The following is a 23620-nucleotide window of genomic DNA, read 5'->3' as shown; positions in this document are numbered from 1 at the left end:
ATGAGCCGATCCCACGACCTCTTCGCCGCCGCGCAGCGTCACATCCCCGGCGGCGTCAACTCGCCGGTGCGGGCGTTCCGCGGAGTGGGCGGCGACCCGGTGTTCTTCGAGAGCGCCTCCGGTCCCCATGCCATCGATGCCGACGGCAAGCGTTATATCGACTATGTCGGCTCCTGGGGTCCGATGATCCTCGGTCACGCCCACCCCGAGGTGCTGGCCGCCGTGCGCGAGCGGCTCGACAAGGGGCTGTCGTTCGGCGCGCCGACCGAACTCGAGACCGTCATGGCCGACAAGGTCTGCGAGCTGGTGCCGAGCATGGACATGGTGCGCATGGTCAGCTCGGGCACCGAGGCGACCATGAGCGCGCTGCGTCTGGCACGCGGCTATACCGGGCGCGACAAGATCGTCAAGTTCGAGGGCTGCTACCACGGGCACGCCGACTCGCTGCTGGTCAAGGCCGGCTCTGGCGCCCTGACCTTCGGTGAACCCAGCTCGCCCGGCGTCCCGGCGCCGCTGGCTGAACTGACCATCACCCTGCGTTACAACGATTTGGCTCAGGTGCGCGAGACCTTCGCCGAGATCGGCTCCGAGATCGCCTGCATCATCGTCGAGCCGGTCGCCGGCAACATGAACTGCATCCCGCCGGTGCCGGGCTTCCTGGAAGGTCTGCGCGAGGTCTGCGACCAGTACGGTTCGGTGCTCATCTTCGACGAAGTCATGACCGGCTTCCGCGTCGCGCTCGGCGGCGCTCAGGCGCATTTCGGCATCAAGCCCGACCTGACCGCGCTCGGCAAGGTCATCGGCGGCGGGATGCCGGTCGGCGCCTTCGGCGGCAAGCAGGAGATCATGTCGCGTCTGTCGCCGCTCGGCCCGGTCTATCAGGCCGGCACCCTGTCGGGCAACCCGATCGCCATGGCCGCCGGTCTCAAGACCCTGGAGCTGATCTCGGCACCCGGTTTCTACGATCAGCTGTCGGCCAAGGTGACGACTCTGATGACCGGCCTCAAGGAGCGTGCGGCGGCGGCGGGCATTGCGCTGACCACCAATCAGGCCGGCGGCATGTTCGGGATCTTCTTCACCGATCAGCAGGTGACGAACTACGAGCAGGCCACCGCCTGCAATCAGGATCAGTTCAAGGCCTTCTTCCACGGCATGCTGGAGCGCGGCGTCTATCTGGCGCCCTCGGCGTTCGAGGCAGGCTTCGTCTCCATCATGCATACGGATGAGCACATCCAAGCGACGCTCGACGCGGCCGCCGACACCTTCGCGGCCATCGCCGCCGGCTGAATCAATAGACAGGGTTGACAGGATTTCACAGGATTTTTTGGGACCGTCCAAATCCTGTCCATCTTGAAACATCCTGTTAATCCTGTCTATTTCCACCTCATCCGCCGAATGCTACGAAGGTGAGCTAGGGATACGCCATTCCCGGAGATCGCCCACAACCGCCACACCACCATCGGAGAACGACAAATGGGCTACCAAACCCTCTATGACCGCTCGATGCAGGATCCGTCGGCCTTCTGGGCCGAGGCCGCCGGGCTGATCGACTGGGATCGACCCTGGGACCAGGTGCTGGACGATTCCAATCCGCCCTTCTACCGCTGGTTCAAGGGTGGCCGACTCAATACCTGTTACAACGCCGTCGACCGTCATGTGAAGGCTGGACGCGGCGATCAGCCGGCCATCATCCACGACAGCCCGGTGACGGATTCCAAGACCGTCATCACCTATGCCGAGTTGCAGGATCAGGTCGCGCGCTTCGCCGGGGTGCTGAAGTCGCTCGGCGTCGAGAAGGGCGATCGGGTCATCATCTATATGCCGATGGTTCCCGAGGCGCTGGTGGCCATGCTCGGTTGCGCACGCATCGGCGCCATCCATTCGGTGGTCTTCGGCGGCTTTTCGGCGCATGAGCTGGCCACCCGCATCGACGACGCCAAACCCAGGGTCATGGTCGCCGGCTCGTGCGGCATCGAGACCAACCGCATCGTCCACTACAAACCGTTGCTGGACTCGGCCATCGATCAGGCTGCGCACAAACCGGAACACTGCGTCATCCTGCAACGCCCGCAGGAGCTGGGCGTGCTGATCGAGGGGCGCGACCTGAGCTGGTCGGAGGCCATGGCCGACGCCGAACCCGCCGACTGCGTCCCGGTCGAGGCCACGGACCCGCTCTACATCCTCTACACCTCGGGCACCACGGGTCAGCCCAAGGGCGTGGTGCGCGACAACGGCGGTCATGCGGTTGCCCTGGCCTGGAGCATGCGCCATATCTACAACGTCGAGCCGGGCGAGGTCTTCTGGGCCGCCTCGGACGTCGGCTGGGTGGTCGGACATTCCTATATCGTCTATGCGCCGCTGCTGGCGGGCTGCACCACCATCGTCTACGAGGGCAAGCCGGTCGGCACCCCGGATGCCGGCGCCTTCTGGCGCGTGATCCAGGAGCATCAGGTCTCGGTGCTCTTCACCGCGCCCACTGCTTTCCGCGCCATCAAGCGCGAGGATCCCAGGGCCGAACATCTCAAGCGCTATGATCTCGGGCGCTTCCGTTCGCTCTTCCTGGCCGGTGAGCGCTGCGACCCGGACACGCTCGAATGGGCGCAGCGCACGCTCGGCGTGCCCGTGATCGACCACTGGTGGCAGACCGAGACCGGCTGGGCCATCGCCGCCAACTGTCTGGGCATCGAGCCGCTGCCGGTTAAGCCCGGCTCGCCGACCCGCGCCGTGCCCGGTTACGATGTGCGTGTGCTCGACGACGAGGGCGAGCCGGTCAATCCGGGCGACATCGGGCGCATCCTGATCAAGCTGCCGATGCCGCCCGGCTGTCTGCAAACGCTCTGGGGCAATGACGCGCGTTTCGTGCAGTCCTATCTCTCGACCCAGCCCGGCTACTATCTGACCGGGGATGCCGGCTACATGGACGAAGACGGCTACATCTTCGTCATGAGCCGCATCGACGACATCATCAATGTCGCCGGGCATCGATTGTCGACAGGCGGCATGGAAGCGGCGCTGGCCTCGCATCCGGATGTCGCCGAGTGCGCCGTCATCGGCGCGGCGGATCAGCTCAAGGGCGAGCTGCCAGTGGGACTGGTGGTGCTCAAATCGGGTGTCGAGCGCGACAAGAAGATGCTGATCAAGGAGCTGGTCGATCTGGTGCGCGATCAGATCGGCCCGGTCGCGGCCTTCAAGATGGTGGCCATCGTCGATCGTCTGCCCAAGACCCGCTCGGGCAAGATCCTGCGCGGCACCATGAAGGCCATCGCCGACGGCAAGAACTACAACCTGCCGGCGACCATTGACGATCCGGCCATCCTGGATGAGATCCAGAAGGCGCTGGAAGCCATCGGGTACGCCAAGCATTGATCGCGCTGTCCCCGCGTCTCTTGCGCCTCAGAGCGCAGGAGCGCGGGGAAGCAGCCTTGCGCGATCAGAACGGCTCATCATGCTCAATGGCTTGGGTCAGAACATCAGTCGTTTAGCGCCTCCTGCCCCGACTTCCCGCAAGTCCGTAACAGCCTTCAGAAACCGGTTCCGCGCCGCCTTGTCGGTCAGGCCCAGCGTGTAGAGCGCCTGTCCGACCTCCGTCGCCAGATACCCGCCGCCCGGCTGTACCTTGCACTGTGCACGTACCTGAGCAAGCAGCGCCTTGTGCGATGGTGTCGATTGATTGGGCGGTGCTGCCTCTTTTGGTTTCACCCTTGGTGCAGCCGCTGTAGACGTTACTGAGGACGCAGGCACCGTCGGCGTCACGCCTTCGACCGGCGTCTTGGGGCTGGCGGTTGCCGCTCTGGCCTGGGCCTGGGCGCGATTGACCGCCGGCAAGAGCAGCGTCGGCAACTGGGTTTGAGCCGCCACCGCCTCATTCTCGGCATAGGCGACCCAAACCCGACAGCCGCGCGCCCGTACGGCCTCAGCAGCTCCGATCAGCCACTCGTCACGCGAGACGACCATCACCAGATCCGGCCCCTGACGATGCTGCTCCATATTCGCTCCCAGCTCCAGGATCACGGCCAGATCCGCCGCCTCCGGCTTTCTCTGCACGCGCAACGCCAGGATCCGATCCTCGTGCACCGCCTCATTGGCCAACGCCGTCAGCCAGCGCGGCACCGTGTGACCATGATCATTGCCGGCCAGCACCACACGCGAGACCTCCAGCCCCCAATCGTGGCGAACGCTCGCCAGCAGATCGCGCGCGATGGCCGGTGACTGGTTGTCGCCGTCGATGTAGAGGGCGACGGAGCGGGGTGGTTGGAGCGGGGCCATGATCTCGATGGCCGGTGCGCACCCTTCGGGCCGCTCGGCGAGCTTGCCCGCCGACTCGCCAGCCACGACAGGCGTGGACACTCTCTCATCCGGAGGCGATCCCTCGCCTTCGAAACCGGGCGAAGGCTCAGCCTCGGCGTTGACCTCATCCGCCGGCCACAGTGCGATATCCATCGATGTCTCCGTCATGGTTCAGGCTCCTCGAACTGATCCGGCGCCGCCCGCCAGACGAGCGACACGCCCAACAGCACGCTCAACGCCGCTGTCTCCGGCGCCCGATCCAGCCGGATCAGATGCGCCGGACAGTCGCAGTCGCTCGACCCGAAGCGCGCCAGAGGCCAGGAGGCGCCCGGCAGCGTAGCGAGTGCGCGTGCCCAGACATGCTCGCGCCGTTCCAGTCCCCGTGCAACCCAGCAGCCCGCCACCCGACAGTGCGGGCGCAGATAGTCCAAATGCCAATGCGGACGCGCCGCCAGTCGCCCATGATGACGACAGCGCGCCGCCAACCCGCCCGGCCCCAGCGCACTGCCGACATAGAGCAGTTCTCCGCCGGCGAGCGTGAGGGTGCCGAGTCGCCCGATGAGCACCGGCCCCGATTGCTCAGGGATCAGCCGAACCAGATAGGCGCCACGGTCATCGCTCATCGAGGATGAACATGCACCGCCAGCCACAGACAGGGCGGCTCCTGCGAGGTACGCAGCACGCGATGCGGCGTATGCGCCGGAATCAGGCAATGATCCCCGGCCCGGAGTTCGACTTCATCACCTGCGATCCACAGCCGCGCCTCACCCTGGAGCAGACAGACCCACTCGTCCTGCTCCTGATCGTAGAGCACAGGCTCCGGCTGATCGCTGCTCAGAATGCGCTCGATGCGCACGCTCCGACAGGCCGCCAGTTCCTCGAAGAACTCACCGCCGGCGAGTGTCGGCAGATCGGTAAAGAGATTGCGCACGGTGAACATCGGATCACGGGTCGACATGACGCCGCCCTACTCGAACTTCTCGACGACATAGCCAACACCGGCTCCGACACCGGCCCCGATCGGACCGGCGACGACACCGCCCACCGCCGCCCCGGAAACCATCCGTTGCTCGGTTTTGTTCATATTGGCACAGCCCGTGAATATCAGTAGTGCAGTGCATGAAATGGCCAAGGCGCGTTTCATCGTTCGCAACTCCCCCAGTCAACTGTTCCCGTTAGCGATTATGAGCGATCTCAAACAGAGCAATCGCCGTCTTTATTGTCGACAATCCATCTTGACATTATCGATGAATCGACTATTTTACGGCGTACCGACCCGATGACTGTCGACACATCCACCATGACACTCGCGGCCCTGGACCTCGAAGACGCCCCCTCGCTCACCATCGCCGATCGCCTGTTCGACCAACTGCGTCAGGCCATCGTCGAGGGCGAGATCCCGGCGGGCAGCAAGATCAGCGAACCGGCGCTGGCGGCGCGTTACGGCGTCAGCCGCGGATCGCTGCGCGAGGCGCTGCAACGGCTCGAAGCCATCAAGCTCATCGAACGGCGCGCCAATGTCGGCGCCCGCGTCGTCCAGCTCAGCAGCACCGAGTTGCTGGAAATCTATAGTGTGCGCGAGGGACTGGAAGCCATGGCCGCGCGTCTGGCCGCCGAGCGCATGTCGGACGCCGGCATCGCGGAACTCAAGGCCCTGCTCGAACGCCACCGCCAGGAACTCGCGCACGAGGACTGGCAACGCTACTTCCAGCAGGAAGGCGATCTCGATTTCCATTTCCGCATTGCCCGAGGCAGCGGCAACCGCCGTCTGATCGAGATCCTGTGCAACGATCTCTATCACCTCACGCGCCTGTACCGCTGCCAGTTCGGCATGAAGAGCCATCGCACCCGCGAGGCGCTGCGCGAGCATGAGTTGATCGTCGAGGCCATCGCCGCGCGCGACGGCGAGCTGGCCGAGTGGCTGATGCGCCGTCATATCCGCGCCTCGCGTCAGGCCACCGAGCAGCAACTGGCCCTGATTACGGCCGGCCACCCGCCGTCGGCGATCAATGGGCCAAGGGTTCGCCGTCCGCGACGCCCGACCACACGGCCCCCGGCCACCCCGAACTGAACGACCCGAGTCCATCCGGCTCCACCAACCGAGACGAGCACAGACCATGACCCAAGCCATGACACCCGGCGCCAAGCTGCGCCTCGCGGTCCAGGAAGAACGCCCCTTGCAAGTGGTGGGCGCCATCAACGCCTATCACGCCCGCATGGCCGAGCGCACCGGCTATCGCGCTCTCTATCTGTCCGGCGGCGGTGTCGCGGCCGGTTCCTACGGCATCCCGGATCTGGGCATGACCAGTCTGGACAATGTGCTGGAGGACGTCAGCCGCATCACCTATATCACCGACCTGCCGCTGCTGGTCGATGCCGACACCGGCTGGGGCGGGGCCTTCAACATCGCCCGCACCGTCAAGCAGCTGATCCGCGCCGGGGCGGCCGGCTGTCACATCGAGGATCAGGTCGCCGCCAAGCGCTGCGGGCATCGTCCCGGCAAGGCGATCGTCTCGCAGGCCGAGATGGTCGACCGCATCAAGGCCGCCGTGGATGCGCGCACCGATGACTTCGTCATCATGGCCCGCACCGACGCGCTCGCCGTCGAGGGACTGGACGCGGCCATCGAGCGCGCTCAGGCCTGTGTCGAGGCCGGCGCCGACATGATCTTCCCCGAGGCCATGACCGAGCTGGCGCAATACGAGCGCTTCACCGCCGCCGTCAAGGTGCCGGTGCTGGCCAATATCACCGAGTTCGGCGCCACGCCGCTGTTCACCACCACCGAACTGGGGGCCGTGGGCGTGTCGCTGGTGCTCTATCCGCTGTCGGCCTTCCGTGCCATGAACAAGGCCGCGCTCAACGTCTATCAGGCGCTCCGCCGCGACGGCACCCAGGCCAATGTCGTCGACACCATGCAGACGCGCATGGAACTCTACGACTATCTCGATTACCACCACTTCGAGCAGAAACTCGACGCGCTGTTCGCGCAGGAACGCTCCGGCGAATAAGGCCGTCTTAGAAAAACAAGCGAGGAAACGATGACCGAGACCCACCAGCCCAAGCCGAAGAAGTCGGTCGCCCTCTCCGGCACCGTCGCCGGCAACACCGCCATCTGCACCGTCGGCCTCACCGGCAACGATCTGCACTATCGCGGCTATGACATCCTCGACTTCGCCGATCAGGCCGAGTTCGAGGAGGTCGCGCATCTGCTCATCCACGAGCGTCTGCCGACCCGCGCCGAACTCGAGGCTTACAAGCGCAAGCTCAAGTCCATGCGCGGTCTGCCGGCGGCAGTCAAGACCGCGCTGGAACAGATCCCGGCCTCCACCGCGCATCCGATGGACGTGCTGCGGGTCGGCTGTTCGCTGCTTGGCACCCTGGAGCCGGAACGCGACGACATGCCCGTGGCCGCCGCGCGCGAGATCGGCGACCGGCTCATCGCCAGTTTCGGATCGATGCTGCTGTACTGGTATCACTTCGCGCATCACGGCCGTCGCATCGAGGTCGAGACCGACGACGACACCATCGGCGGTCACTTCCTGCACCTGCTGCATGGCGAGAAGCCGTCCGAGGAATGGGTGCGCGCCATGCACACCTCGCTCATCCTCTACGCCGAGCACGAGTTCAACGCCTCGACCTTCACCGCGCGCGTGATCGCGGGCACCAACTCGGATATGTACTCGGCCATCAGCGGCGCCATCGGCGCGCTGCGCGGTCCCAAGCACGGCGGGGCCAACGAGGTCGCCTGCGAGATCCAGGAACGCTACGCTACGGCGGATGAGGCCGAGGCCGACATCCGCGAGCGGGTGGCGCGCAAGGAGATCATCATTGGCTTCGGCCATCCGGTCTATACGATCTCGGACCCGCGCAACAAGGTCATCAAGGCCGTCGCCGAGCGTCTGTCGAACACCAACGGCGACCGGCGCATGTTCGACGTGGCCGATCGGCTCGAAACCGTCATGTGGGAGCTCAAGAAGATGTTCCCCAACCTCGACTGGTTCTCGGCCGTGTCCTACGCGCAGATGGGCGTGCCGACCCCGCTGTTCACGCCGATCTTCGTCATCTCACGCACCACCGGCTGGGTCGCGCATGTGATCGAGCAGCGCCAGGACGGCAAGATCATCCGCCCGAGCGCCAACTATGTCGGGCCGGAGAATCTGAGCTGGGCGCCGATCGAGGCGCGCTGATCGGACGCCGCTTTGCCTGGTCGAGTGGTTTCGCCGACCCGCTCGACCAGGCGCATCGACCCGCCACGCTCGGTTAGTACGACGCCCCCTTCGTTCAACGTCTAGGCGGATTCCAGCCACCCACGGAATATCCTGGTCAACAATGGAACGAGCACATAGGTCATTGCCGATACGACACAGAGCGACATGATCAGTGTGCTCAGAAGCATCGGCAACCCGGACAGAGCGGGTGCAATCCAGTGGGAACTCGCCAACGTCATCGGGTAAGCCGCGATGAGCAGTAGGACAGTCATTTTCCAGAGCGGTGGTGCGCCAGCGGTTCGGTCTGAAACAAAGAGTGATTCCACTCCGGAATAATGCCGGACATGATTCGGCATCGGCGTCTGAGGGACAATTTCTCTGAGCCAGCGGTCAAAATCCGGCGAAGCGCGCCAGGCCTGATGATCCTCCTCGCTGGCGAACCGCTGCATGATCGAGAACTCGACCTGAGTGTCGCCGTCGCTCTGCTGGAAGACCAGGCTTCCGGCGGTTCCGGGAAAGCGGTCGAATTCTTCGAGCAGATGGCGCAGTTCAGCCATGAAAGACTGGCTATCGGTCGACGGCACGACCCGGTTGACCAGGACGGTGACAGAGTGACTGTGAGGATCAGCCGCATCGGGAAAAATTGAAGACGAGGAATAGACAAGTTTCATATTCATACGGACGGGTTATCAATTGATTGGTGCGTTTTGATTCTACTGTTGCGGCCCCTGTGATCCTGGGCCGCGAAAGAGCTGTCCGTTGTTCCTTGCCCGCGAGTTTCTCCAGCGGCTCGCGGCTCTTCGAAGTGTTCGAGCGCTGCCCGGCGCGTCCAAACCGAACATGGGAAGATTGGTCGCCATGGTCATGCGTCTGCACAAAAAAGCGATGATACTTGCACGTCGTGTCTGAAGAGTAGACGTGCCCATGCTTTCAGCCCATCTGCTGGTTCTCGATCAGGCGGCGGCCTTGCCGTAAACTCCCGCCATCCGCCCATGTCGAGAGGCTCGGACTTTGAGTATGAGTGTGGACACCGTGGCAGGCCAGGCTGTGACCGAGGCTTCGGGGACGGCGATCGCGATCATTGGATTGTCCGGACGCTTCCCCGGAGCCGCCGACGCGGATCGACTCTGGGCCAATCTGGCGTCAGGCGTCTGTGCGATCACCGAGATTCCCGAGGACCGCCGACGCTATTGGGACTTGCCCGGACTGGCGGCCGTCCAGGAACCCGTCTGTCGCTGGGGCGCCTTCATCGAGGATGTCGAACGCTTCGACGCGGGCTTTTTCGGCATTCCGCCGCGCGAGGCCATGTTCATGGACCCGCAGCAACGGCTCCTGCTGGAAGAGGCGTGGAACGCGGTCGAGGATGCCGGATACGCCCGGGAAGCCTTGAGCGATGCACGCTGCGGCGTCTACATCGGGCAGATGTCGAACGATTATCACGATCTGCTCACCCAGGCCACCGCGCTGTCTCCACACGCCCAGGAGATGATGGGGGCCGCGTGCTTTTCACCGGGGCGCGTGAGCTATGTCCTGAACCTGCGCGGCCCGGCGATCGCCGTCGACACGGCCTCCTCCTCGTCCATGGTCGCCTTGCATCTGGCGTGCCGCGCGCTCCAGGATCGCGAGCTGGACATGGCCATCGCCGGCGGCGTCTCGCTGTTCCTCACGCAACGACGCTTCCATGTGATGGAGCGCGTGGGCATTCTCTCGCGCCGCGGTCTCTGTCGTCCGTTCGATGCCGAGGCCGATGGCACCGTCCCCGGCGAGGCGATCGCGGTGGTCGTGCTCAAGCGGCTCGATCAGGCCCTCGCCGACCACGACGCGATCCATGGCGTGATCCTGGCCTCGGGCTTGAATCAGGCCTGGGACATCGAGGGGATCACGGCCCCGAGCCTGGAATCGCAGCGGGATCTGATGCGTGAGGTCCATCGCCGCGCCGGGATCGATCCCGGCACGATCCAGTATGTGGAAGCGCACGGAACCGGCACGCCCAAGGGGGATCCCGTGGAGGCGCGGGCCTTGCGGGAGGCCTTTGCGTCCGACGTCGGGCGGACGGCCAGATGCCGGATCGGCTCCTCGAAGGCCAACCTCGGGCATGGTTTCGCGGCGTCCGGGACGACCTCGCTGATCAAGGTTTTGATGGCGTTGCGCCACCGGGCCATCCCGCCCCAGATTCGCTTTGCGACACCGAATGCGTCGATCGACGGAGATTGGCCCTTTCACATCAATACCGTCCTCGAACCCTGGGAAGAGAACGCCGGATTTCCCAGGCGCGCGGCCGTCTGCGGCGTTGGCTTTACCGGCACGAACGGCTACCTGGTGCTGGAAGAGGCGCCGCCGGTCCCGGAGCGAGCGCCGCTTCCCGCCGGGACCGAGTTCTGGATCACGCTCTCGGCCGACAGCCTGGACGCCCTGATCGAGAAGGCCCGACGTCTCGATCGATGGCTGGAGGAGGCGCACGACAGCGTGCGTCTCGACGATCTGGCCTTCACCCTGAGCGTCGGCCGTTCGGCGCTCAAGGAACGACTGGCGTTCCGGGTCGACCGTATCGAACGGGTTCGCAGCGGGCTGCGTGCCTTCCTGGAAGGCGGCGGAGACGACATCGCGATCCATCGGGGCCGGGCCGAGCACGAGGAACGGGAAACGGATGTCTCCGACGCCGGGCCGGCCTGGGTCCGGGGCGCCGAGGTCGACTGGACGCCGTTCTTCGCGGGTCTGCGGCCTCACCGTCTGCATCTACCGACACATCCATTCGAGGATCGGCGTTACTGGTTCGACCAGGCCGGGGACTCGACGGCACCGGAGACCAGGGTGCCGGAATCGGTGACGCACGTGTCCGCGCCGCCCAGGGTCGCGCTCCGGCTACGGGATCTGAACACCCCGGACGACACTCGGACGTCGAGCGGACGTGTCTCCGCGATCGACCGCGACGCAAAGAGTCCGCGCGTCCAGCTCGCTCCGAACGCCCCACCCGTGGTCGCGGAAGATGCCGACGTCGTCCTGAGCCGACTGCGCGATCTGGTCGCGGGCGTGCTGTACGTCGAACCGGCCCGGGTCGAGGCCGACACCCGATTCGCCGATCTCGGTCTCGACTCGATCCTGGCGGTGGAGCTGGTCAAGGCCATTGGCGACCGTCTCGGATATCAGGTCGCGGCCAGCACCCTGTATGACCACCCGACCGTTCGCCAGTTGGCCGCCCATCTCTCGGGGGCCGCCGCCGGTCGGCGCGAACCCGAGTCTCCGGCGTCCCCGCCAGCCCCGCCACCTTCTGATGCTCCGCCGTCCGGGCAGGCGCGCGATCACGAGGAACGGCTACGCCAACTCGTCGGCGAAACCCTGTTCATCGAGGCCCGGAGTATCGACGTCGAGGCCCCGTTCGCGGACCTGGGCCTCGACTCGATCCTCGCGGTGGAGCTGGCGCATGCGATCCAGGCGCGGCTCGGTGTGCAACTGGCCACGAGCACGCTCTACGATCATCCGACAGTCCGGCGTCTGGCGGCCTTTCTGTCGCGGACAGACACCGACGCTGCACGTCCAGGGCACGCGCCGAGCGCGACGGACGGGGAACCCGCGCCCCACCCTCATGAACAGCATGCAGTCGCGCCGGGGCCGGCGCCCGTCGCCGCCTTGCCCGACCCGCCCGCTGCTCGTTCGCCATCCGCCGCTCGCGACCAGGATCCTCACGCGCAGGACCGGATCGCGATCGTCGGCCTGTCCGGTCGTTTCCCGGATGCGGACGACGTCGAGACCTTCTGGGACAATCTGGCCCAGGGCCGGCGCTCGATCGGGACGGTTCCGGCGGATCGCCTGGCCCCCCAGGGATTCTTTCGATCCGACTCGGCGGAGCGCTACCGGGCGGGGTTTCTCGACGGGATCGACCGTTTCGACGCGGCCTTCTTCAACATGAGCCGGGCAGAGGCCGAGCAGACCGACCCGCAGCATCGCCTGTTCCTCCAGGAAGCCTGGAAGGCGATCGAGGACGCCGGCTACCAGCCCCAGGGGTTGGCGGGCGGTCGGTGCGGCCTCTTCCTGGGGGTGTCCATGTCGGGCTATTACCCGCGCATCGAGTCACCCGACCCGCATAGCCTGCTTGGAAACATCGGGTCCGGTCTCGCCGGCCGGCTGTCCTACCTGTTCGATTGGGGCGGTCCCTGTGTCGTCGTCGACAATGCCTGTGCCTCGTCGTTCGTCGCCCTGGAGCAGGCCTGCCGTGCTCTGAACGCGGGCGAGTGCGACGCGGCCCTGGTGGGCGGTGTCCATGTCGCCAGTGACGACCGGATCTTCCGGGCCTGTCAGTCCATGGGACTGCTGTCTCCGGGCGGCGAATGCCGGGCCTTCGACGCGACCGCCGACGGCTGGGCCGTCGGCGAGGCGGTCGGCGCGGTGCTGCTCAAGCGACTCGAGGACGCGGTCGCAGATGGAGATCACATCGAGGCGGTCATACTCGGCTGCGGCATCAACCAGGACGGCGCCAAGAACGGTCTCACGGCCCCCAAGGCCGCCAGGCAGGGGCAACTCCAGCGGGAGGTGTTCGAGCGCACCGGCATCGATCCGCGCACCATCGGGCTCGTCGAGGCGCATGGAACGAGCAGCAAACTGGGCGACGAGGCGGAACTCAAGGCGCTGAGCGACAGCTTCGGCGATCGTGCCAACGCCACCGGCTTCTGCGCGATCGGATCGCTGAAGCCGAACATCGGCCACCCATTGGAGGCGGCGGGGATCGCCTGTCTGATCAAGGTCGTCCAGGCGCTGCGCAAGGGACAGTTGCCGCCGATGGCCATCCCCGACCGGCCGAGCGAGGCCCTCGCTCGGCAAGACAGTCCCTTTTATCTGCTGCCGGAGCGGCGCGATTGGGCTCGGCCCGAGGGCCATCCGAGACGGGCGGCCATCAACGGCCTGAGCCTGACCGGAACCAATGGTTTCGTTCTGCTCGAGGAATACGTCGCCCCTGCTCCAAACCGCGCGGCGCTCGGTTCCGGCGAGCCGGCGCTGTTGGTGCTCTCCGCACGCACGCCGATCCAGTTGCGCGAGTCCGCGTCGCATCTGGTTCGGTTCCTGGACGAGCAACCCGATTCGAGCTGGCCCGATCTGGCCTTCACCCTCCAGACGGGGCGCCGGGCCATGGCATGGCGATTGGCGTTCGTCGCGGACTCGGTTGCGGCGGCGGTGCGGTGTCTGTCGGACTTCCTCGACGGCGAACAGACACACGGCATCCATCAGGGTCGCGTTGAATCGCCCGATGCCGCCATTCACGCGCTGATGTCGGGCGCGGACGGCAGGACCATCCTCCAGCAACTGCTAGCGAATCGCTCGCTGGAAAAGCTGGCCCAACTGTGGGTCGCCGGTGTCGATATCGACTGGAACCTCCTGCATTCGGGCCGGCGCCGACGGCGCCTGCGTCTGCCGACCTATCCATTCGAGTCCGATCGCTACTGGCTGTCCCCACGGACCGACACGGACGCTCCGGGCGATTCGACCTCGCCGCCCGACTGTCCAATCCACTCGGACCAATCCGGCGCCGGCTCACTGGCAGAGCTTATTCAGAGAACGATCTGTCGGGTACTGCGCGCGCGTCCCGACGAGCTGAGTCTCGATGACGACCTCGCGTCGCTCGGCTTGGGGTCTCTCCACGCCCTGCATGTCATCGAGCGGCTGCAAGCGTCGGACGGCCTCCGGATTCCGACCGCGCTGTTGTTCGAGAGTCGCACGATTCGCGAGCTGGCCCGGCGCATCGAATCGAACCCCGAGACGCGGCTCGACCTTCCCGCGGTTCCGCCGCCACTCAACGCGGACGATGCCGGTCGAACGGCGACAGATTTCGGGCTCTGTGAGAGCCAGCGGGCGATCCGGGCGATCCAGACGCTCGATCCCGAGAATCGCGACTACTACATTCCAGTGGCCTGGCGCTGGGATGAGCCCATCGAGGTTCAGGCCCTGACCCAGGCGCTGACCGAACTCGCAACCCTGCATCCAGCCTTGCGAACGGTCTTTCCAGCCACGACCGGCGAGCCGCTCCAGACCGTCGGTCCACCCAGCCCCGTAGCGGTGTCGCGGATCGACGCGGCGTCCTGGAGTGAACCACAGCTGTCGCGGCAGCTCTGGGAGCTGGGTCGTCAGCCACTGGATCTCGAGCGCGGTCCCCTGTGGCACGCGACCGTACTGTCGCTGTCCGACGACCGGAGTCTGCTGCTGCTCGTCTTCCATCATCTGATCTTCGATGGTCATTCACTGGGGGTGATGCTCGAAGACATCCAACGCCATTACCGTCTGGCCGTCGAGGAGACGGCGTCGAGTCCCACGCCCGGCGGGCCCGGTTTTGCCGACTTCGTCGCACGGGAGACCGACTACCTGACCGGCCCGACGTTCGAGGCCGATCGCGCTTATTGGCTCGGACGCTTTCCGGAGGGATTCCCGCCGCTCGCCATTGCGCGGGATGGAACCGGCGCCGCAGACGCCGGGGCACTGATCGCGAGATCCATCCCCAGCGACCGGGTGAGCGCGCTCAGGTCGCTCGCGGTCGCGGAGCGCACCACCCTCCAGGCGGTCCTGCTGGCCGCGTTCGAGTCGTTGCTGGCGATCGCGGGGAGACAGGAACGGGTGGTCGCGGGCGTGGTCACGGATCTGCGTCCGGCCGAGGGCTTCGATCAGGTGATCGGCTGCTTCGCCAATCTGCTGCCGATCGCCGTCGAGATCCCGCCCACGCTGGCCTTTCGCGAGATCCTGCGCCGGGTCTTCGCCACGCTGCTGGAGGCGTTCGAGCATCGGCGCCTGCCGTTCCGTCGGCTGTCCTGGGCACTGGCGGAAAGAGACGACGCCGAATCGCACTATCAGCTACAGGCGGCCTTCTACTTTCAGAGTTGGGAGAACCCGGTTCAGCGGGGTCTCGTCTCCCGTCTCCTGCCCGAGATTCATCAAACCGGAGAGCTCGACCTGGTGCTTGAAGTCATCGAGCAGGATCTGGACTGGCGACTCAATCTCAAGTATCGCCCCGGCGTCTACAGCCGCGACACGGCCGAATCCCTGGCAGAGCGCTATCTCGATCTGCTCGATCGCATCGTCGCGGATCCCGACTTCAGGATCGCCGACGGACTGGAAGGCAAACCGACGGTCGGCGGATCCAACCAAACGGCGCCATTCGTCTATCCCGCGCTGTGCGTCGACGAGCTGATCGCCCAGCAGGCCGGACGGCGCCCGGACGCGGTGGCCGCGATCTTCGAGGATCGGCGGCTGACCTATCGCGAATTGACCGCCTGCGCCGACCGTCTGGCCCGTCGTCTGGTCGATGCGGGCGTTCGACCCGGAGCACTGGTGGCCGTGATGCTGCATCGCTCGCTGGAGATGCTGGTCGGTCTGCTCGCCGTCTGGCGCGCCGGCGCCGCCTACGTCCCCATCGATCTGGCGCAACCCGCCGCGCGCATCGCGCACATCCTGACGGATTCGCGGGTGGCCGTAGCGCTGACTCAGACATCCTCCGAGCCGAGGCCGCCGGGTGTCCGCGCCCTGGGCGTCGATCTCCAGTCGCTGCTCGACGAGTCCGGGCCGCCGCCGGAGCCAGCGGTGCCACGCGCTCCCGAGAGTCTGGCCTATGTCATCTACACATCCGGCTCGACCGGGGTTCCGAAGGGGGTGCGGATCACGCATCGCAACCTGGTTCACTTTCTCTCCTGCATGGCCGACTCACCCGGCTGCTCGGCGCGCGATCATCTGCTGGCGTTGACGACGATCTCATTCGACATCGCCGCGCTGGAGCTCTTCCTGCCGCTGATCACGGGCGCAAAGGTCGAGATCCTGCCCGAGGACAGCGTCCGAGACGGTGTGCGATTGAAACGGGCCGTGGAGAGCTCGGGCGCCACCATCGTCCAGGCCACGCCCGCCACCTGGAAGATGCTGCTCGCCGCCGAGCTGGGAGCTATCCCCACCGTCAAGGCGCTCTGCGGCGGCGAGGCCTGGGACGAACGGCTCGCCGCCGCCCTGCTCGAACGGGTGGGCGAGCTCTGGAACCTGTACGGTCCGACCGAGACCACAGTCTGGTCGTCGGTGCAGAGGGTCGAGCCGGGTCAGCCAGTGCACCTGGGGACGCCAATCGGCAATACCCGGTTCTATGTCGTCGACGAAGCGATGAACCCCGTGCGTCCGGGCGAGATCGGCGAACTGCTGATCGCCGGTGACGGGGTGGCGCTCGGCTATCTGAATCGGCCGGACCTGGAGCGGGAGCGATTCGTGACGAGCCCGTTCGAGTCAGGCGAACGGCTCTACCGGACGGGGGATTTGGTTCGCTATGTTTGAATACATCGGTCGTATCGATCATCAGGTCAAGATCAACGGGTTCCGGGTGGAGCCGGGTGAGGTCGAGGCGCATCTGAACGCGCGTCCCGGGATTCGCGACTCGGTGGTGGTGGCGAGGACGGAGACCGGGGGCCATCCCTGCCTGGCCGCGTTCTGGATCGGACAGGAGGGAGGCGACGCGGACATCGGCGCCGACGCGCTACGCGCCTGGCTGTCGGATCTTGTGCCCGAGTACATGATCCCGGCCCGGTTCGAGCGGCTCTCGGATTTTCCGCTCACGCCCAATCGCAAGATCGACCGCCGTGCCCTGGCGGTCGAGTCCTTCGCCGACCTGCTCGACCGGCACGGCGTCCGGGATCACCGCGCCGCCCCGCCGGCGACCGCGAGCCATCCGGGCAGCGATCTGCCGCAGGCGATCGCGGCCGGACTGCGGAACATCCTGGCCGACCTGCTCGGGGTCGAACCGGACGGCCTCCCGATCGACCGCCCGCTCGGCGAGCTGGGCTTCGATTCGATCCGCTTCACCCGGCTGGCGGTGGAACTGAACCGCCGGTTCGACACCGGAATCGATGCGACCCTGTTCTTCCAGCTCAAGACGGTGCGCAATCTGGCCGACCACTTCGCGCGCCATCATGCCGACCGCTTCTCGTCGGAATTCCTTTCAGCCGCCAGCTTTCAGCCGCCAGCTTCCAGCCGCCAGCCAGAGAGCGAGCGGCAGGCGACTGGAAGCCGGCGACCGGAAGCCGGCAGCCAGCCGATCGCCATCATCGGCGTGGATGCGCGTCTGCCGCGGGCGGCCGACATCGATCGGTTCTGGCGGAACCTGATCGAGGGGCGGGACTGTGTCACCGAGCTCCCGGCGGAACGACGCGCGCTGTGGGCGTCGGCGGATGCTCCGATCGGCGCCTACATCGACGACATCGACGCCTTCGACGCGCCCTTCTTCGGCATCTCGCCCCGCGAGGCCGCCGCCCTGGATCCGCGCCAACGCTTGTTCCTGGAGACTGCCTGGCGGGCGATCGAGGATGCGGGGCTACGGCCTGGAGAACTCGCCGGAAGCCGAACCGGGGTGTTCGTCGGCGTGGTCGGCGTCTCTGAGTATGACGGCGAAAGCGCCGATCCGTCCGTCGATTCCACCGCCCAACGGCTACTGGGGACGGCGCCGTCCTTCATCGCGAGCCGGGTTTCGCATCAACTGGATTTGCACGGTCCCAGCGCCATCATCGATACCGCCTGTTCCAGCTCGCTCGTCGCCGTGCACCGCGCGGTGGTCGCGCTCCAGGCGGGCGAATGCGAGATGGCGATCGTCGGCGGGGTGAATCTGATCCTGGATCCGGACACCACGCGGGCGGCCGCCACGACCGGCATGATCAGCCCGACCGGACGCTGCCGGACCTTCGATGCCGCGGCCGATGGCTATGTGCGGGGCGAGGGTGTCGCCGCGCTGCTGTTGAAACCCCTGGCGGCGGCCCAGCGCGACGGTGATCCGATCCAGGCCCTGATCCTGGGCACAGCGGAGAATCACGGCGGGCGGGCCGCCGCGCTCACCGCCCCCAATCCGGTGGCCCAGAGCGGGCTCATCCAGAAGGCCTTCCGGCGCGCCGGGGTCGACCCCGCGACTGTCACCTACATCGAAACCCACGGTACCGGCACCCCCCTGGGCGACCCCATCGAGATCAATGGCCTGAAGGACGCCTTTGCCGCCCTGCGTCCCGACGCCGGGCACCAGGAAGCCTGGTGCGGTCTGGGCTCCGTCAAGACGCACATCGGCCATCTTGAGGCGGCGGCGGGCCTCGCCGGCCTGATCAAGGTGCTGCTGGCGATGCGTCACGGCGAGATTCCGGGCAACCTGCATTTCGCGACCTGCAACCCGAACATCGATCTGGCCCGGAGTCCCTTCTTCATCGTCGACGACAACCGGCCCTGGCGCCGGCTTCGCGACGGCTCCGGCCTGGAGATTCCGCGCCGGGCAGGCGTGAGTTCCTTTGGCTTTTCCGGATCCAACGCCCACGTCGTTCTGGAGGAATATGCGCCGGAAGGCTTCGGCGATGGGCGATCCGAGCCGACGCACGCCGGGCGTCGAGCGCCGCTGCCGCCCCATGCCTTCGAGCGGCGCCGTTACTGGCTGCGCCCCCTGGCCGCCCGGTCGGCGGTTGGTTCCCCGGAGATCGACGCCATCGCGGACGCCGTCGATGTCTCAGCGGCACTCGACCCGGCGCGGGTGGCCCGCGACGGCGAAGGCTTCGAGGACATCGAGCGGATCGGTCGTCTGATCGTCCTGAGGCTGCTTCAGGCGCGGGGCCGGTTGCGCGAACCGGGCGAATCCCTGTCGGTCGCCGATCTGCGCGCCCTGCTCGAAGTAGCGCCTGGGTATGCGCGGCTCTGTGACCTGCTGGTCGGTTTCCTGACTCAGGGCGGAATCCTCGAAGAGCGCGACGGCGGTCTGGTCGCCACCGAGGTCGTGGCCCGGCCCCAGACCGTCCGGGAGCTGAACGATCTGGATGAGGTCAAGGCGGCGTTCTGTCGCGACCATCCCGGACTCGCGCCGCATGGCCGGTTCGCCTGGCGCTGTATCGAGGCCCTGCCGGACGTGATCTCGCGACGTCTGCCGGCAACCGAGGTGCTCTTTCCCCAGGGGTCGGTCGAGGCCATCGCCCAGATCTATCAGGGCACCCCGTTGATGGACCACTTCAACCGGCTGACGGCGGCGGTCGTCCGGGAAGCCGTCCGCCGTCTGTTGCAGCGTCGCGATGCCGCGCACGGCCCGATCCGGGTGCTCGAGGTGGGCGCCGGCTCGGGCGCGACCACGCTCGAGGTCGCCACGGCCCTAGCGGAGTTCGGCGACCGGGTCGAGTACGTCTATTCGGATGTGGCGGCCGGCTTCATGCGGTTCGGTCAGTCGCGGTTGCGGCCGCTCTTGCCGCGCCTGGAGTTCCGGCGGCTGGATCTCGAACAGGACGGCGTCGCCCAAGGGTTCGAGCGGCAGGGTTTCGAGATCGTCATCGGCGCCAACGTGCTGCACACCACGCGCCGTCTTCAGCGTTCGCTCGGGACGATCCGGAACCTCCTGAAGCCGCGCGGACTCCTGGTGCTGGTCGAGGCGATCGAGGCCCGGATCTTCAACGGTCTCACCTACGGCCTGCTCGAAGGCTGGTGGCAGATCGAGGACGCCGAGCGTCGCCTGCCGAATGCCCCGCACCTGAGCGTCGAGCAGTGGCGACAGATGCTGCGTGAGGAAGGCTTTGGCGAGGCGCGTGTCCTCGGGCGGTCGAGCGATCTCGAACGCCGGATGTTCCAGGCGGTGATCCTCGGCGAGCTCGCCCCGGAAGCGACCGCCGCCGATCCGGTCCCGGAGGTCGCCGCCCCGAGACAGTCGCCGGTCCAGCCGTCCGGCGCGGGCCAGGCGAGTGCTACGGGCAACCGGGCTCCCAGGCCCGCGCCGTCGTCCGATATCGAGGTGCTCGAACAACGGATCGTCGCGGTCGTCCGGCGCACGCTGCAAAGCGAGTCGGAATTCTCCATCGACGACACCTTCGAGAGTCTCGGCGTGGATTCGATCCTCGCGGTCGAGATCGCGGAGACGCTCAACGCCGGTCTGCCGGTGCCGATGCGTTCCACGGATCTCTTCAACTTCGCCACGGTGCGGCGGCTCGGCCAGCACCTGCACACCCTGATGGAGCGGGCGGGCGTCTCACTCGCCGGTGAGGCGTCTCCGGTCGAGCCGTCGGAACAGGACCGGACGGACGCCGAGTCCGGCGCGATCGAATCCGGTGAGCCGACCGATCCGCGGCTTGGGACCGATCCTCGGTTCGAGACCGATGGGCTGTTCGGGAATACCGCCACGCCGATCGCGATCATCGGTCTCGCCTGCCAGTATCCGGAGGCCGCCGACGCCGGGGAGTTCTGGTCGAACCTGAAGAACGGCCGGGACTGCATTCGCGAAGTGCCGCACTCACGCTGGCCCCTGGAGGGGTTCTTCAGCGAGGACCGCCGGGCACCGGCGCGAAGCTACGGCAAATGGGGCGGCTTCCTGCGCGATGCGGCCGGATTCGATCCCTATTTCTTCAATTTCTCGCCCCGCGATGCCGACCTCATGGATCCGCAGCAGCGGCTGTTCCTGATGGAGAGCTGGCATGCGCTCGAGGACGCCGGCTATTCCGACCGGACGCTCGATGGGAGCCGCTGCGGGGTCTTCGCCGGCTGTGTCAATGGCGATTACGAATTCCGCCTGCGCGAGGGCGACGACTGGGGTGAGGCTCAGTCCTTCACCGGCAACGCCGGCGCGATCCTGGCGGCGCGTCTCGCCTATCACCTGAACCTGAGAGGCCCCTGTCTGACGATCGACACCGCCTGCTCCTCGTCGCTGGTGGCCGTCCACACCGCTTGCGAGAGCCTGCGCGCCGGCAGTTGCGATCTGGCGCTGGCCGGCGGCGTCACAGTTCTCAGCACACCCAGGTTCCACGTCTGGGCGAGCAAGGCGGGAATGCTGTCGGCGGACGGGCGCTGCCGGACCTTTGCCGCGGACGCCGACGGCATCGTTCCCTCCGAAGGCGTGGGCGTCGTCGTGCTGAAGCGTCTCGACGAAGCGATTCGCGACGGCGATCCCATCCGGGCCGTCATCCGTGGATCGGGCGTCAACCAGGACGGCAAGACCAACGGCATCACGGCCCCGAGCGCCCCCTCGCAGACGGCGCTCGAGGTCGCGGTCTATGAACAGGCCGGGATCGACCCCGAAACGATCGACTACATCGAATGTCACGGCACCGGCACCCGCTTGGGCGATCCCATCGAGGTCCAGGCGCTGACCGATGCGTTCCGGCATTTCACGAACGCTTCGGACTATTGCGGACTCGGCTCGGTGAAGACGAACATCGGTCACGCGCTCTCGGCGGCCGGTGTCGCCGGGCTGATCAAGCTGGTCCTGGCCCTCGAGCACGACGAGATCCCGCCGAGCATTCACGGCGGCCTGGTGAATCCCAAGCTCGAGCTGGCCGGCACGCCGTTCCGGCTGACGCGCGAGGCGCGGCCCTGGAGGTCGCGACCCGACCGGCCGCGGCGCGCAGCGGTCAGCGCCTTCGGGTTCAGCGGAACCAACGCCCATGTCCTGATCGAGGAAGCCCCGCGCCTGCCGCCGGTCGCCGGTCGCGACAAGCCGGCCTATCTGCTGACGCTCTCGGCGAAGACCGATCGAGCGCTCCAGCGACGTCTCGCGGATCTGAGCCACTGGCTGACGACGTCTGACGGACGCGCCACGACCCTGCAAGCCGTCAGCCGGACGCTGAACCTGGGCCGGAGCCACTTCCGCAAGCGGTGCGCCTTCGTCGCCGCGTCCATGGACGAGTTCCGTGAACTGGTCGATCGCGTCGTCGGGGGTGACAGCCCCCAGGGCTACATCGCCCAGGTCGAAGACCGTCTCGCGGCCGAGGACAGGCGACTTGGCGCTCAGAGGCTCGCCCGGCGGCTGGAGGATCTGAGACGGTCTACCGGAGAGTCGTATCGTCTCGCACTCCTGGAGATCGCTCGTGACTACACGCGCGGCCTGGATCCGGATTGGGAGGCGCTGCACGACGCGGAATCTCCCCGGCGCTGTTCCATGCCCGGTTATCCCTTCGACCTGCGTCCCTTCTGGTACGGCAGCGGGGATGGACCGGAGGCGATCCGGCTGGAACCGGTCGCGGCGACAGGTGACGGCTGGACGTTTTCGCGCCATTTTCGGGCCGACGAGCCGCTCCTGGCCCATCATCGGGTACAGGGCCGCCCCATCCTGCCGGGGGTCGGCTATCTCGAACTGGTGCTGCGGGCCGTCCGGTCGCGCCGGCTGCAGGCCGGGGTCGAGCTACGCTCGGTGACCTGGCTGCGTCCGTTCGAGAACGGTGGCGAGCTAAGGGTCGCGTCCGCTCCCACCGAGGCCGGTTTTCGCTTCTCGATCACGCGGGCTGGGGCATCGGGTGTCGAGCTCGCGCGCGGTGAATGGCGTGTCGCGGGCGAGACTCCGGAAGCCGAGCGCGTCGATCTGGCCGGGTTGCGCGCGCGCCTGTCCGAGCACATCGATGGGGCGGCCTTCTACGACTGGTGTGAGCGCTCCGGGGTCGACTATGGAGCCTATTTCCGGTGCCTGACCGACCTCTGGCTGGGCGCCGGCGAATCACTGGCGCACCTGCGCCTCCCGGCCGACGGCGAGCACGACTGGGCGGAGTCGATCCTGCATTCGAGTCTGCTCGACGGCGCACTGCAGGCGGCCGCCGGACTGCTCTGGTCGTCTGGCGAGGTCGCCCCGCCGCGTCTTCCGTTCGGTGTCGAGCAGGTCCGGCTCCTGGCCCCACTCCAGCCCGAGATGTGGGTGCATGTGCGCGGGGATCTCGCTCTGGGCGCGGAGATCGACCTGCTCGATCCCGATGGACTCCCGTGTGTGCGCTTGACCGGCTATACCACGCGCGAGTCGGTCGGAGCCCGAGTCTCGGCCAAGGAACCGTCGGTCGAGGATCCGCTGGTCCGGGAGCCGAACGGTCTGTACCTCGAACCCGTCTGGGTCGAGCGGGTGCCGGCCGGGCAGAGAACGGACCTGCCGTCCGGCGTCGTCTGGCTGGTCAGCAACGCGCAACATTCGTTTGAAAGGCGGCTGTCGGGCCGGCTCGACGAGCTGTACGAACTGAGGTTGGGCCGGGAGAGCGGACGACTGTCCGAAACCGTCTGGACGGTCGACGTGCGGGATCCAGGGGCCATGTCCAGGGTGATCGCGGAGCTGCCGAATCCGGGCGCCATCCTCTGGTCCCTGCACCCGGAGCCGGGCGAGCGGCCCGGCGCACTGGAGGCGATCCGCCACGCCAAGGAGACCGGCG

At 66.8% G+C, this 23620-nt stretch carries 12 protein-coding genes (1 of these 12 cut by a window edge); 7 read left to right on the top strand and 5 right to left on the bottom strand.

Features of this window, described 5'->3' with window-relative positions; translation table 11 throughout:
* Positions 1 to 1287 carry a glutamate-1-semialdehyde 2,1-aminomutase gene (gene hemL / locus HW932_RS19265; protein WP_176978092.1) on the top strand — a complete coding sequence of 429 codons (1287 nt, stop codon included), beginning with the start codon at positions 1 to 3 and terminating at the stop codon, positions 1285 to 1287.
* Positions 1288 to 1458: 171 nt separating this feature from the next.
* Positions 1459 to 3366, top strand: a complete 1908-nt coding sequence (locus HW932_RS19260) for a propionyl-CoA synthetase (protein WP_343047431.1) — start codon at positions 1459 to 1461, stop codon at positions 3364 to 3366.
* A gap of 96 nt (positions 3367 to 3462) precedes the next feature.
* Here HW932_RS19260 and HW932_RS19255 read toward each other — a convergent pair whose 3' ends face one another.
* From HW932_RS19255 to HW932_RS19240, 4 genes are read right to left on the bottom strand one after another with little or no spacing between them, the layout of a single operon-like run.
* Positions 3463 to 4455 (bottom strand): NYN domain-containing protein, encoded by a 993-nt coding sequence (locus tag HW932_RS19255; protein ID WP_176978090.1) that lies wholly within the window; start codon positions 4453 to 4455, stop codon positions 3463 to 3465.
* Complete coding sequence (locus HW932_RS19250; RefSeq protein WP_176978089.1) at positions 4452 to 4910, bottom strand: GIY-YIG nuclease family protein; 459 nt, start codon at positions 4908 to 4910, stop codon at positions 4452 to 4454. The genes HW932_RS19255 and HW932_RS19250 overlap by 4 nt, the downstream gene beginning before the upstream one ends.
* Positions 4907 to 5245 carry a cupin domain-containing protein gene (locus HW932_RS19245; protein ID WP_246296939.1) on the bottom strand — a complete coding sequence of 113 codons (339 nt, stop codon included), beginning with the start codon at positions 5243 to 5245 and terminating at the stop codon, positions 4907 to 4909. The genes HW932_RS19250 and HW932_RS19245 overlap by 4 nt, the downstream gene beginning before the upstream one ends.
* A 9-nt stretch (positions 5246 to 5254) precedes the next feature.
* Positions 5255 to 5431, bottom strand: a complete 177-nt coding sequence (locus HW932_RS19240; RefSeq protein ID WP_176978088.1) for a hypothetical protein — start codon at positions 5429 to 5431, stop codon at positions 5255 to 5257.
* Between the two features lie 156 nt (positions 5432 to 5587).
* Between HW932_RS19240 and HW932_RS19235 the strand changes: the two genes are divergently transcribed.
* Genes HW932_RS19235 through prpC form a run of 3 tightly spaced genes read left to right on the top strand, consistent with a single transcriptional unit; the run spans position 5588 to position 8474 of the window.
* Complete coding sequence (locus tag HW932_RS19235; protein WP_246296938.1) at positions 5588 to 6358, top strand: GntR family transcriptional regulator; 771 nt, start codon at positions 5588 to 5590, stop codon at positions 6356 to 6358.
* Between the two features lie 46 nt (positions 6359 to 6404).
* Complete coding sequence (prpB, locus tag HW932_RS19230; protein ID WP_176978086.1) at positions 6405 to 7295, top strand: methylisocitrate lyase; 891 nt, start codon at positions 6405 to 6407, stop codon at positions 7293 to 7295.
* Positions 7296 to 7325: 30 nt separating this feature from the next.
* Positions 7326 to 8474 carry a bifunctional 2-methylcitrate synthase/citrate synthase gene (prpC, locus tag HW932_RS19225; RefSeq protein ID WP_176978085.1) on the top strand — a complete coding sequence of 383 codons (1149 nt, stop codon included), beginning with the start codon at positions 7326 to 7328 and terminating at the stop codon, positions 8472 to 8474.
* Positions 8475 to 8575: 101 nt separating this feature from the next.
* On the opposite strand, the gene HW932_RS19220 is transcribed toward prpC, so the two are convergent.
* Entirely contained in the window at positions 8576 to 9172 is a 597-nt protein-coding gene (locus tag HW932_RS19220; protein WP_176978084.1) for an antibiotic biosynthesis monooxygenase, read from the bottom strand.
* A gap of 340 nt (positions 9173 to 9512) precedes the next feature.
* Here HW932_RS19220 and HW932_RS19215 point away from each other — a divergent pair, with 340 nt between their 5' ends.
* Both HW932_RS19215 and HW932_RS19210 read left to right on the top strand, forming a co-directional pair.
* Positions 9513 to 16781, top strand: a complete 7269-nt coding sequence (locus tag HW932_RS19215; protein ID WP_176978083.1) for a non-ribosomal peptide synthetase — start codon at positions 9513 to 9515, stop codon at positions 16779 to 16781.
* A protein-coding gene (locus HW932_RS19210) for an SDR family NAD(P)-dependent oxidoreductase (RefSeq protein ID WP_176978082.1) crosses the window boundary here: on the top strand, positions 16774 to 23620 show its 5' portion. 12833 nt of this gene lie beyond the right edge of the window; 6847 of the gene's 19680 nt are visible here — the first part of the coding sequence; the start codon lies at positions 16774 to 16776; its stop codon lies beyond the right edge, outside the window. Before HW932_RS19215 ends, HW932_RS19210 begins: the two co-directional genes overlap by 8 nt.

Origin of the sequence: Allochromatium humboldtianum (assembly GCF_013385175.1) — a bacterium.
GTDB lineage: Bacteria > Pseudomonadota > Gammaproteobacteria > Chromatiales > Chromatiaceae > Thermochromatium > Thermochromatium humboldtianum.
The sequence above is the reverse complement of the archived record's forward strand: the minus strand, read 5'-3'. Positions and strand labels throughout refer to the sequence as shown.